The organism is Proteus sp. ZN5, from assembly GCF_011046025.1.
Classification (GTDB): Bacteria; Pseudomonadota; Gammaproteobacteria; order Enterobacterales; family Enterobacteriaceae; genus Proteus.
Window position 1 is genome coordinate 2,958,029 of record NZ_CP047639.1, and the last position, 12,742, is coordinate 2,970,770.

Consider the following 12,742-nt stretch of genomic DNA (forward strand, 5'->3'; position numbering starts at 1 on the left):
AGTTCAATGAATGATGCACAACACCAAAAACGCCAACAACGTTTAAAAGAAAAAGTAGATACCCGAATTGAGCAAGCTCAACGAGAACAAGGTATTGTGATGATTTTTACTGGTAATGGTAAAGGAAAAACAACCGCAGCTATGGGTACAGCGACCCGCGCAGTGGGTCATCAAAAAAAGGTCGGTGTTGTGCAATTTATTAAAGGAACTTGGGAAAACGGTGAACGTAACCTACTGGAACAATTTGGCGTACCTTTCTATGTAATGGAAACTGGATTTACTTGGGAAACACAAGATAAAAGTGCAGATACAGCCGCTTGTTTAAATACTTGGCAATATGCACTCAAATTGCTTAATAACCCAGAATATGATCTCGTTATTCTCGATGAAATTACCTATATGATTAGCTTTAACTATTTACCATTAGATGAGGTCATTTCAGCTATAAGCTCTCGTCCTTCTCATCAAAATGTCATTATTACTGGAAGAGGCTGCCATAGAAAATTAATCGAGTTAGCAGATACTGTGACAGAAATGCGTCCTATTAAACATGCTTTTGATAGTGGGATAAAAGCACAAAAAGGCATAGATTGGTAATAACCCCTTATCACCTTTGCAATTAGATAAAAATGAATAATTATTTATATCAAAGCTGGCTCACTTAATATACCGGCACCAAATATACGCCCTGTTTCATTTATCAATTTAAAGTAAGCCTCTTTATCATCGAATATATTATTTTGTATTTGCTGACTATAAACCATAGCCATTGCCGTTATATGAAAATGATATTCATTATAGTAAATTTGCTTTTCATTTGGATCACGTGAAGCTAAATAGGAATTAGTTACTTTATAAATATTTTTAGCTTCTTTCAGCATTTCGTCATTATTAAACTCAATATGACTCAATGTTGGAATAAAATCATCTGTTCTCGTATTTTCATCATTTATCCAATTGTATTTATCTTTTTCTTTATGTTCTTCTAATAAATTGCGTCCTGAATAAACATGAATACCATATGGCTTTCTTGATATAAAATCTTGAAATTCAGATTGGGAAAAACACTTAGTTAATACATTTACCACTCCCTTATTACTCCAATCAGGTAAATACGTTGGGATAGGTTCATTTAATGGGATTTCGCAGCGGAAAACATTATTATCAATAAACAGAGCGTCAGAGCTATTAATAGCACCATGCACAAGCTGGCCATCAATCCAAACGGAACGCATTGTTAAGTATAAATGCCCACGGTCTTCTTTAGGAGAAAAAATAGAAGTAAAACTATAGTAGATTTCCCTAGATGGATTAATTATTCCACCATGATTACCGGGATAAATCATAAAAGTTTTCTTCTTCCCATCAGCATCAATTAATACATGCTTCCCATTCTCTAATTTTATTTCTTTCACTTCACCAGTATTAAGCCAAAAAGAATTATTATCAATTTGGAAGGCTAACGGTGTTGTTTTATTGTTACTAATATAGAACACGCCAGACTGTGAGTTTGAATTAGCCGTTGGCTCACAACCCGTAGTAAGAGTAGTCGCACATAACATTGTTGTTAAATAAAAAAAACGATGCATATATCGCGTATACCTTATCGTAAAATATACAAATAAAATATTATTTTAATAAAAATGACTTCTCACCTCATTAATCCGTGCATCATAGTTTTATTTATGGAAAAAAGAAAGCTATCAAAAAAAAGAAGCACCCTATTCAATGGGTGCTTCTTTATGAAAAATGATATTTTAATTTAAAATAATAAATAATTATTCGCTAATTACTTTTTATTTCCTGCTGACTGGCGACGACTTGACGCTCTTTTAGCAGGTGATGTTGAAGTGCGCGCTGAAATCTTAGTATGGCGCTTAACAGCACGACGGATCTGATTCGCTTTAATGCGACGCTGATCTTTTTCTACTGCAACTTTGGTTACTGTTTCGTCGTTTAATTCAACCAACTGACGTAAATAGTTGATTTGATCTAATCCAAGTTCAACCCAACCACCACGTGGTAAGCCTTTTGGTAAATCAATATCACCGTAACGGACTCGAATAAGGCGGCTAACTTGTACACCAACCGCTTCCCACATGCGGCGAACTTCACGGTTACGCCCTTCGGTAAGAGAAACGTTATACCATTGGTTAATCCCTTCACCGCCACGATAAGAAACAGAGCGGAATGAAGCAGGGCCATCTTCTAATTGTACACCACGCGTTAACTGGCGAATTTTGGCATCATCAATTTCACCAAAAACACGTACTGCGTATTCACGCTCAACTTCACGGCTAGGGTGCATTAAACGGTTAGCTAATTCACCATCTGTTGTAAATAACAGTAATCCACTGGTATTGACATCAAGACGACCCACTGCGATCCAGCGAGCACTGTTAAGGCGAGGCAGACGTTGGAAAACAGTCGGGCGACCTTGTGGATCGCTGCGAGTACACAGTTCACCTTCAGGCTTGTAATAAGCAAGCACACGACAAACATCTTTTTGTGCTTCACGAATATTTAGAATGCGGCCATCTAAGCGGATTTTTGCTGTCGTGGTGACATCAATACGATCACCTAATTTCGCTTTTGTACCATCAATGCTGATACGTCCTTCTTGAAGATAACCTTCAATTTCACGGCGAGAACCGTGACCAGAACGAGCAAGGATTTTTTGTAATTTTTCAGTGCGTTGCGATTTATCGCTCATGAAACAACCTCATGTGTCGCCTTCACAGGCGTCATAAAAATAGAATTAATTTTTAAAAATCAATTAAATAAAAATAACCCATGTTTATTAAAATAAGAAATAAACACAGGTTTATTGATTCAATAGTGAACAATGTTGATGATTTTTCACATCAACATTGTGATAAATAGTGCCGATAAAACGATGTTGGTAAAACTATAATGACAGCTTAACCATTTGTCTGCTTATCAAGTTACTGTGCTTAGCACTTAAAATGCGCGTTGGTATAACTGATTTCAAAAACAGACACTGTGATTTTTATCGCAATGTATAAATTTAACACAAGCGATAGATCCCTTCACCTTTTATCTCTTTATCTCATGATAAATTTCTTCACTATCGAGTCATTTACTCCCAATTTAGTTTAATCAACTAAATTGCTTACTGAAATGGCGTAATATCACCCGTACCTTCACGTACGATAACGGGGGTATCTTCCGTTAAATCAATGACCGTTGTCGGTTTTTGTCCTAAATAGCCACCATGGATCACCAAATCAACTTGTTTGCTTAATAAATCTTCGATTTCTTCTGGATCAGATTCTGCAAAATCATTGCCTGGTAAAATCAGGCTTGTTGACATTAATGGCTCACCAATATTTTCTAACAATGCCAGTGCAATTGGGTTAGAAGGAACACGCAAACCAATAGTTTTACGTTTATCATTCATCAAACGCTTTGGTACATCTTTAGTTGCTTTTAAGATAAAGGTGTAATTACCTGGGGTATTATTTTTTATTAAGCGAAACACCACATTATCAACATAAGCGTAATTAGCTATTTCGGACAAGTCACGGCACATCAGTGTGAAATTGTGGTTTTTATCTAATTGGCGAATACGACAAATTCGCGTCATTGCATCTTTATTTTCTAAACAACAGCCAATAGCATAGCCAGAATCTGTTGGATAAATCACCACACCGCCTTTGCGTAAAATATCAGCACTTTGTTCAATTAAACGAGCCTGCGGATTATCAGGGTGAATATAAAAAAGTTGGCTCATACATCCCTCAACGAATTTCTAATGTTACTCTTGCCATAGCGACCAAACGGGTTCGACGCCACCGGGTAACCATAAATTACGCCCTAATTCTATCCACGAGCAAGGGCGATGAAAATCAGAACCTAACGAAGCTTTTAACCCATAAAGTTGCGCTAATGCTGCGTGTTGTTCCCGTTCTTGTGGTGGTTGTTGGCATTGTGCCACTTCGATTGCATCACCACCGAGTTGTTTAAAATAAAGCGTTAATCGTTTTAACCATTTAGAGGATAGACCATATCGTCCCGGATGCGCTAATACTGCAACACCACCAGCTTCATGAATTGCAGTGACAGCGTCACCGATCGAACACCACTGTGGTGGTACATAACCGGTTTTACCTTTTGCTAAATACCGTTTAAACACTTTATTAACCGAGGCAACATGCCCTTCATTCACGAGAAAACGGGCAAAATGTCCTCTTGTCACTTGTCCACCATGCGCTAAGGCTTTTGCCCCTTCAAATGCATTTGCAATACCTGCTTTTTCTAATCTCTCACCAATCATTATCGCTCGAGTTTCGCGACATTGGCTTTGTGATGAAAGAAGTGCCTTGATTGCGTTATGGTTGATATCAATATTCAATCCAACAATATGGATTTCTATATTCTCCCACAAAGTCGATATTTCGACACCTGATATCAGGGTAAGAGGCAGATTTTTTTCTGCAATATAATCATTAGCAGGAGTAATCGCCGCCGTTGTATCGTGATCGGTAATCGCTAAGACATTAATTTGACGCTCTATCGCTCTATCAACCAATCCTTCTGGTGAAAGCTCGCCATCTGACGCGGTAGTGTGGCTGTGCAAATCATAAATCACTCTTAAATCAGATAGCACTTCTGTCATCGCTTCTCCCTTTTCATCTTAGCAAGGTAATAATTTTTAAAGAGTATGCCATAAAGTACTTGACGAACCTAACGCAATCCAGTTTACTAGTACACAACACGAGCTAGTCTATTAACTTATTATCTGTCGTTAGCTGTAAGGAGATCTTATGAATATCAATCAACGTCTTATCGCTCTTTGGTGGCGCAATACTCTTTTATGGGCGGTTTGATCTCCGGCTTTACGTCAGTGATATCTAAAACCCGCCTACGCGGGTTTTTTTATGCATTAAAAACAGTTAGTAAAAAATAATAAAGAGCAATAATAATGAATACATCACTTGCATTCTCATTTAAAACCAAGGCAACGCCACTGCCTTACCACAGTGAACCCGCTTTACTTTTCAATACATTATGTGAAAACAAGCATCACACACTATTGTTAGAATCTGCACAAGTTGACACGAAAGCAAACTTAAAAAGTTTGTTAATTGTTGATAGCGCACTGCGTATCAGTGCAGTAAAAAATCAAGTCACTATTGATGCATTAAGCGTTAATGGACAAGCTTTATTGCCTGCATTAAAAATCGCACTAAAAGAAAAAGCTTTCTTAACACAAGAGAGCGATAAACAGTGTGTTTTTACTTTTTCAGCACCTGCACAAGATATTGATGAAGAAAGCAAATTAAAATCAGCCAGCGTATTTGATGCTTTACGCTTCTTTCTTGCTAATAAAGACACTAAAGATGCTAATGCTATTTTTGTTGGTGGTTTATTTGCTTACGATTTAGTCAGTGGATTTGAACCTATTCCTGAATTAGACACGGTTTTTTCATGCCCTGACTACTGCTTTTACTTAGCAGAACAATTAATTGTGATCGACCATCAGAATAAAGATAGTCAGTTAATTTCCATTGCTTTTACTGACGACAAGGCTGAGTGTCAGCGCCTCACTTCGCGACAAGCTGAGTTAATCTCGCTGGTCAAACAACCATTAAAGCAACCTATTCGCCGCGCTTTAACAGCTACAGAATCAACAGTACAAGGCAATATGGATGATAAAGGTTATGGCGATATCGTTGAGGCAATGAAAACCTATATTCGTCGTGGTGATATTTTCCAAGTTGTTCCATCACGTCGCTTTCAAGTTGCTTGTCCTTCACCACTTGCGGCTTATCAAGTGTTGAAAGAAAAAAATCCAAGCCCTTATTTGTTCTATATGCAAGATGCGCTGTTCACAGTATTCGGTGCATCACCAGAAAGTGCATTGAAATATCAAACAAACGATCGACAAATTGAAATCTACCCAATTGCAGGAACTCGCCCAAGAGGACGTCATGCAGATGGTTCGATTAATGCAGATTTAGACAGTCGAATTGAACTTGAGATGCGCACTGATACGAAAGAACTTTCTGAACACTTAATGTTAGTCGATTTAGCGCGTAATGATTTGGCACGTATTTGCCAAGCAGGCAGCCGTTATGTTGCGGAATTAACAAAAGTTGACCGTTACGCTTTTGTCATGCACTTAGTTTCAAGAGTCGTAGGCAAACTACGTGATGACTTAGATATTTTCCATGCTTATCAAGCCTGTATGAATATGGGAACGTTGTCGGGTGCACCTAAAGTCAGTGCAATGCAATTAATTGCTCGTTATGAAAAAACAAAACGTGGTAGTTACGGTGGCGCTATCGGCTATTTTACTGGCGCAGGTGATTTTGATACTTGCATAGTTATTCGCTCTGCTTATGTTGAAAATAATATTGCAACTATTCAAGTCGGTGCTGGGATTGTGCTTGATTCAGATCCTCAAATGGAAGCTGAAGAAACACGCAATAAATCACAGGCTGTAATCAACGCTATTTTACAAGCTCATACAGATACACAACTGCAGGAGGCTTGCTAATGGCAACTATCTTACTGCTCGATAACATCGACTCATTTACTTATAACCTTGTCGATCAATTACGTAGCCTTGGCAATAACGTTGTGATTTATCGCAATAGCGTCACTGCCGATTTTATTGAACAAAAACTAAGTGAGCTAGATAACCCGATTCTACTGTTATCTCCGGGACCAGGAGCACCTTCACAAGCAGGTTGTATGCCTGAACTGTTAAAACGTGTATTAGGCACATTACCTGTGATTGGTATTTGCTTAGGTCATCAAGCCATTATTGAGGCTTACGGTGGCAAAGTTTCTTCATGCGGAGAAATCTTACATGGGAAAGCGACATTAGCTGAACATGATAACAGCGAAATGTTTGTGAATTTACCTAACCCTTTACCCGTTGCTCGTTATCATTCGCTTTCAGGAGAACAAGTTCCAGAACAACTCATTATTAATGCTTGGTGCGATAACACCGTTATGGCGGTGCGTCACCGTCAACATAAAACTTGTGGTTTTCAGTTTCACCCAGAATCAATTTTAACCACAAAAGGTGCACAACTTTTAGAAAAAACAATCGCATGGGCATTAACTCCTAAAGGAGACGAATAAAATGGAAACTATCTTCAATAAATTATTTAGCGCACAACAGTTAACACTAGAAGAAAGCCAATCACTGTTTAGTGCCATTATTCGCGGTGAGTTAACGGAATCACAATTAGCGGCCGTTTTGATCAGTATGAAAATGCGCGGTGAACATCCTCAAGAAATCGCTGGCGCAGTGCGTGCATTACTTGAAAATGCACAACCATTTCCTCGCCCTGATTACACTTTTTGCGATATTGTCGGCACTGGGGGAGATGGCGCTAATAGTATTAATATTTCTACAGCAAGCGCATTTGTTGCCGCTGAAGTCGGTATCAAAGTTGCAAAACATGGTAATCGTAGCGTATCCAGTCGCTCCGGCTCTTCTGATTTATTAGCGGCATTTGGTATCCCTTTAGACAGAAGTGCTGATGATGCACGCCAATTATTGGATGAGGTGGGTTTATGCTTTTTATTTGCACCTCAGTATCACAGTGGTTTTCGTTTTGCTGCTCCTGTTCGCCAACAACTGAAAACACGCACATTATTTAATGTATTAGGCCCTTTAATTAACCCTGCTCGCCCGCCATTAGCGTTAATTGGTGTATATAGCCCAGAGTTATTGATGCCAATTGCAGATACATTAAAAGTTTTAGGCTATGAGCGCGCTGCCGTTGTTCACAGTGGTGGAATGGATGAGGTTTCATTACATGCGCCCACTCAAGTCGCTGAATTACGTAATGGTGAAATTACACGTTATGAACTCACACCAAGTGATTTTGGTCTTCGCCCTTGTGCCATTACTGATCTAGAAGGTGGTACACCTGAAGTAAACCGTCAATTATTGGCAGACTTGCTACATGGTGAAGGAAAAAGAGCACATACCGAATCTGTCGCCGCAAATGTCGCTTTATTAATGCGTTTACATGGGCAAGAAGATTTAAAAATAAATACTGAAGTTGCTATGCACGCCATTTATAGCGGTAAAGCAATAAATCGTGTAACTGCATTAGCAGCAAGAGGATAAGAGCATGACTGTATTAAACGCCATTGTAAAAGATAAAGCTGAATATCTGATTGTACGTAAAGCAAACCAACCGCTATCAGAATTTGTGCATCAAATAGCGCCGTCAACACGTTCGTTTTATCAGGCATTAACTCAGCCTAATACTGTCTTTATTTTAGAGTGTAAAAAAGCTTCACCGTCAAAAGGCTTAATTCGTGCTGATTTTGATCCTGCGACGATTGCAAAAATTTATCAGCCTTATGCTGCTGCAATTTCTGTATTAACTGATGAAAAATATTTTCAAGGGAGCTTTGATTATTTACGTCAAGTCAGCCAAGCAGTTCATCAGCCCGTTTTGTGTAAAGACTTTATTATTGATGAATACCAAATCTATTTGGCTCGTTTTTATCAAGCAGATGCCATTTTATTAATGCTATCTGTCTTAGATGATGAGCAATATCGTGCACTATCAGCTGTTGCTCATCAATTAAATATGGGTGTATTAACCGAAGTAAGCACAGAAGAAGAGCGTCAACGTGCCATCAATCTTAATGCCAAAGTTATTGGTATTAACAATCGTGATTTGCGTGATCTCTCTATCGATTTAGCTCGTACCCAGCAGTTAAGCCAAGGATTGCCCAAAGATGCAATCGTGATCAGTGAGTCAGGTATTCATACCCACCAGCAAGTCCAAGAATTAAGCCAATATGCTAATGGTTTTCTGGTAGGTAGTGCTTTAATGTCACAAGACAATATCGACCAAGCAGTGAGAGCGCTAATTTTGGGAAAGCATAAAGTGTGCGGGTTAACTCGTACACAAGATGTAAAAGCGGTTTATCAAGCAGGCGCTTATTATGCAGGGCTAATTTTCGCAGAGAAATCCCCACGCAAGGTGACGTTGTCACAAGCACAAGAATTAATAACACAAGCTCCTTTAGCATTTGTGGGTGTGTTTCAAAATCAGCCTATTGAGCTTATTTGTGATTATGCCGAAAAACTTAATTTATCTGCCATTCAATTACATGGACAAGAAGATGCGCAATTTATTGAGCAACTTCACCAGAAAATCCAACCTAATTGTGAAATTTGGCAAGCGATAAATATGGCAAACCATACTGATCTTCACCCCGTTGAACTCGTTAATAAATATGTACTTGATAACGGAACGGGTGGCACAGGAACAACATTTAATTGGCAAAAAATTCCTAACAGATTACGTGAAAAAGCATTACTTGCAGGTGGTCTTAACAGTGAAAACTGTTTAGAAGCGGTTAAAACAGGCTGTATCGGGCTTGATTTTAACTCCGGAGTAGAATCGGCTCCTGGCATAAAAGATGCACAACGCCTGAATCAAGTATTTGCACAATTACAGCTAAACTAAATTTCACAAAAATAAAATTTTAAACAGGATGACATCACAATGAGAAAACTTAACCCCTACTTTGGCGAATTTGGTGGCCAATATGTACCTGAAATCTTAATTCCTGCATTGGATCAACTCGAACAAGCTTTTATTGATGCGCAAAACGATCCGTCATTTCAGCAAGAATTCCAAGATTTATTAAAAAACTATGCGGGCAGACCAACGGCATTAACACTTTGCCGTAATTTAACAGAAGGCACTCGAACTCGTTTATATCTAAAACGTGAAGATTTACTGCATGGTGGTGCACATAAAACTAACCAAGTATTAGGCCAAGCCTTGCTAGCAAAACGGATGGGTAAAACTGAAATTATTGCAGAAACGGGAGCTGGTCAACACGGTGTTGCAACTGCTTTAGCCTGTGCATTGCTTAATATGAAATGCCGTATCTATATGGGTGCGAAAGATGTCGAGCGCCAATCGCCTAACGTATTTCGTATGCGCTTAATGGGTGCAGAGGTTATTCCTGTTCACAGTGGTTCATCTACCTTAAAAGATGCATGTAATGAGGCATTACGTGACTGGTCTGGTTGTTACGACCGCGCACACTACTTATTAGGAACGGCGGCAGGTCCTCATCCTTATCCAACAATTGTCCGTGAGTTTCAACGTATGATTGGTGATGAAGCCAAAGCACAAATTCTAGAGCGTGAAGGTCGTCTACCTGATGCTGCCATCGCTTGTATTGGTGGTGGCTCTAATGCTATCGGTTTATTTGCTTCCTTTATCCCAGAAACTTCGGTGCAATTGATTGGTGTTGAACCCGCAGGTAAAGGTATTGAAACCGGTGAACATGGCGCACCACTGAAACATGGCAAATTAGGGATCTATTTTGGTATGAAATCCCCAATTATGCAGACAGATGAAGGACAAATTGAAGAGTCCTATTCAATTTCAGCAGGTCTTGATTTCCCATCTGTCGGGCCTCAGCACGCACATTTAAATAGCATTGGCCGTGCTGATTATGTTTCTGTTACTGATGATGAAGCCATTGAAGCATTTAAAGCACTTTCTCGCCGTGAAGGGATCATTCCGGCTTTAGAATCTTCTCATGCATTGGCTTATGCACTGAAATTAATTGCACAAAATCCTGACAAAGAACAGTTATTAATCGTGAACTTATCCGGTCGTGGCGATAAAGATATTTTTACTGTAAACGACATTTTAGCAGCAAGAGGAGAAATCTAATGAGCCGTTATCAAGTATGCTTTGAAGCATTAGCACAAAAACAGCAAGGCGCATTCGTTCCTTTTATCACATTAGGTGATCCTTCTCCTGAACTGTCATTACAAATAATTGATGCGTTAATTGAAGGTGGCGCAGATGCATTAGAGATAGGCATTCCCTTTTCCGATCCACTTGCTGATGGCCCTACCATTCAAGGAGCTAATTTACGAGCACTGAATGTAGGTGTAACCCCTACTGATTGCTTTGCACTTTTAGCAAGTGTACGTAAAAAACATCCCAATATTCCTATTGGTCTATTAGTTTATGCCAACCTTGTTTTTAGTAATGGCATTGATAATTTTTATGGTAAATGCGAGCAGGCAGGTGTGGATTCTATCTTAATTGGTGATGTACCTTTGCGTGAATCAAAAGAGTTCCGTGAAGCAGCACAGCGTGCAAATATCAGTCCTATTTTTATTTGCCCTCCTAATGCTGACGATGAACTTTTACAAGAATTAGCAGCATCAGGTAAAGGTTATACCTATTTACTCTCCAGAGCTGGTGTAACAGGTACAGATAAACGTGCAGAACAATCGCTGACACATCTTACTGACAAACTAAAAACCTATAATGCCCCTCCAGCATTACAAGGATTTGGAATTTCAGAGCCTAAACAAGTGAAAGAAGCGATTGCCAATGGCGCGGCTGGTGCAATTTCAGGATCAGCAGTTGTGCAAATTATTGAGAACAACCTACACCAACCAGATGTCATGCTTAAAGCACTCACTCAGTTTGTTAAAGAAATGAAAGCGGCAACCATTGCCTAACCTTCCCATTTGATCCGCCTTAGAAGAATAGCCTGCTATTTTTCTAAGCGGATTACTCCGAAATCCACACTAATTAGCTCACGCTTTTTATTGCTTATTTTGCTGCTTAATCCGCATAAAATGGTGTAATACTCCCTTTTCTCTTATTTTAAGAGACTTGAACAACATTGATGAAAATTTGGCAAAACTCTATTTTTTGCACATACTTGATAAAGCGCTTTATATTTTCTTTTCAAAAATTCTCAATCAATAATGTGATTAAAAGGAGTTTTATGATGAAACTATGGGCAAAAATATCTGCTGTTATGGCAGCGTTACTTCTGGCGTTCACTTTATCTGCATGTTCACCTACTGCAACATCAGAAGGTACTGGGGGTTATTTTGATGACTCAGTGATCACCACCAAGGTTAAGACTGCACTAATCGGTGAAAAAAATCTTAATTCAACACAAATTAGCGTCGAGACATTTAAGGGTAAAGTTCAACTAAGTGGTTTCGTCTCTTCTCAAGCGGATGCTAATCGCGCCATTGAAACAACACGTAAAGTTACAGGTGTAAAAGGCGTTATCAACTCAATGGTTATTCGCTGATCCCCTCTTTATTCTAGTCTTCCTTTAGCCTTACTTTTTAGACCACCTTTTGGTGGTCTTTTTTGCCAAGTATTTCACTCTCAACATTTGCTTTTATCATAAAGCAGATCAATTTCTATAAAAAATGCCAATATATTAAAAAAAGGTTATTTTTACCCAGCCTTAATAACCGTTCATAAAAAGAGCAATTAAGAAGTATCACTAATCATTTAGTGATTAAAACTCAACCTTCTTATTTTTATCAAAATCGCTAATCTAAACTCTCTTTTATTCTTCTTTTACTTTCTTTTATCTATTTGTAGGTAAAGCACTTTTACTAAAATCAAATTAAAGATGTATTTTAAATACACCTAATTAATACTCTCTTTTATTTATTAAAAGGTCATTCGTTTTTAATAAATAAAAATAGACTTTTTTACCTTATTAAAAAGGCAAAAATAAAAGATATATATAAAATACATCTTTTGTTTGTTTTTTAATATTAATTGCTTTATTTAAAATACATCTTTTTCTATTTATCTCTATTTTTAATTACCCATAAATGATGTATCCAACAATAAATTACAGATTTTATATAATCTAAAAATGAAAGGTTTTACTCAAAATTTAAAAAATAAAAAAGCGAAGATAATCTTCGCTT

Annotated in this window: 10 protein-coding genes and 1 pseudogene; 7 read left to right on the plus strand and 4 right to left on the minus strand. The window is 38.2% G+C overall.

What is annotated here, in order from left to right:
• Nucleotides 1-6: 6 nt before the first annotated feature.
• Nucleotides 7-597: a cob(I)yrinic acid a,c-diamide adenosyltransferase gene (gene cobO / locus GTK47_RS13625; protein WP_098943002.1), complete on the plus strand. Its 591-nt coding sequence runs from the start codon at nucleotides 7-9 to the stop codon at nucleotides 595-597.
• A gap of 44 nt (nucleotides 598-641) precedes the next feature.
• On the opposite strand, the gene GTK47_RS13630 is transcribed toward cobO, so the two are convergent.
• The 4 genes from GTK47_RS13630 to GTK47_RS13645 form a co-directional block, all read right to left on the minus strand.
• A complete protein-coding gene (locus GTK47_RS13630) occupies nucleotides 642-1,589 on the minus strand; it encodes a hypothetical protein (protein ID WP_165124071.1) in 948 nt (315 codons plus the stop codon).
• Between the two features lie 200 nt (nucleotides 1,590-1,789).
• Nucleotides 1,790-2,713, minus strand: a complete 924-nt coding sequence (gene rluB / locus GTK47_RS13635; RefSeq protein WP_075672104.1) for a 23S rRNA pseudouridine(2605) synthase RluB — start codon at nucleotides 2,711-2,713, stop codon at nucleotides 1,790-1,792.
• A gap of 420 nt (nucleotides 2,714-3,133) precedes the next feature.
• Entirely contained in the window at nucleotides 3,134-3,754 is a 621-nt protein-coding gene (locus GTK47_RS13640; RefSeq protein WP_023582284.1) for an L-threonylcarbamoyladenylate synthase, read from the minus strand.
• 24 nt (nucleotides 3,755-3,778) lie between these two features.
• Nucleotides 3,779-4,639: a PHP domain-containing protein gene (locus tag GTK47_RS13645; protein WP_165124073.1), complete on the minus strand. Its 861-nt coding sequence runs from the start codon at nucleotides 4,637-4,639 to the stop codon at nucleotides 3,779-3,781.
• 306 nt (nucleotides 4,640-4,945) lie between these two features.
• Between GTK47_RS13645 and GTK47_RS13650 the strand changes: the two genes are divergently transcribed.
• The 6 genes and pseudogenes from GTK47_RS13650 to GTK47_RS13680 all read left to right on the plus strand — a co-directional run bounded on the left by GTK47_RS13650 (nucleotide 4,946) and on the right by GTK47_RS13680 (nucleotide 12,102).
• Complete coding sequence (locus GTK47_RS13650) at nucleotides 4,946-6,523, plus strand: anthranilate synthase component 1 (RefSeq protein ID WP_165124075.1); 1,578 nt, start codon at nucleotides 4,946-4,948, stop codon at nucleotides 6,521-6,523.
• Nucleotides 6,523-8,116: pseudogene (trpD, locus tag GTK47_RS20545) on the plus strand (bifunctional anthranilate synthase glutamate amidotransferase component TrpG/anthranilate phosphoribosyltransferase TrpD). Before GTK47_RS13650 ends, trpD begins: the two are co-directional and overlap by 1 nt.
• Nucleotides 8,117-8,120: 4 nt before the next feature.
• Entirely contained in the window at nucleotides 8,121-9,476 is a 1,356-nt protein-coding gene (gene trpCF / locus GTK47_RS13665) for a bifunctional indole-3-glycerol-phosphate synthase TrpC/phosphoribosylanthranilate isomerase TrpF (RefSeq protein WP_165124081.1), read from the plus strand.
• 39 nt (nucleotides 9,477-9,515) lie between these two features.
• Complete coding sequence (trpB, locus tag GTK47_RS13670) at nucleotides 9,516-10,706, plus strand: tryptophan synthase subunit beta (RefSeq protein WP_036937130.1); 1,191 nt, start codon at nucleotides 9,516-9,518, stop codon at nucleotides 10,704-10,706.
• Entirely contained in the window at nucleotides 10,706-11,512 is an 807-nt protein-coding gene (gene trpA, locus GTK47_RS13675; protein WP_165124083.1) for a tryptophan synthase subunit alpha, read from the plus strand. Before trpB ends, trpA begins: the two co-directional genes overlap by 1 nt.
• Nucleotides 11,513-11,787: 275 nt before the next feature.
• Nucleotides 11,788-12,102, plus strand: coding sequence for a BON domain-containing protein (locus GTK47_RS13680; protein ID WP_165126655.1), 315 nt, complete (start codon nucleotides 11,788-11,790; stop codon nucleotides 12,100-12,102).
• Nucleotides 12,103-12,742 lie beyond the last annotated feature (640 nt).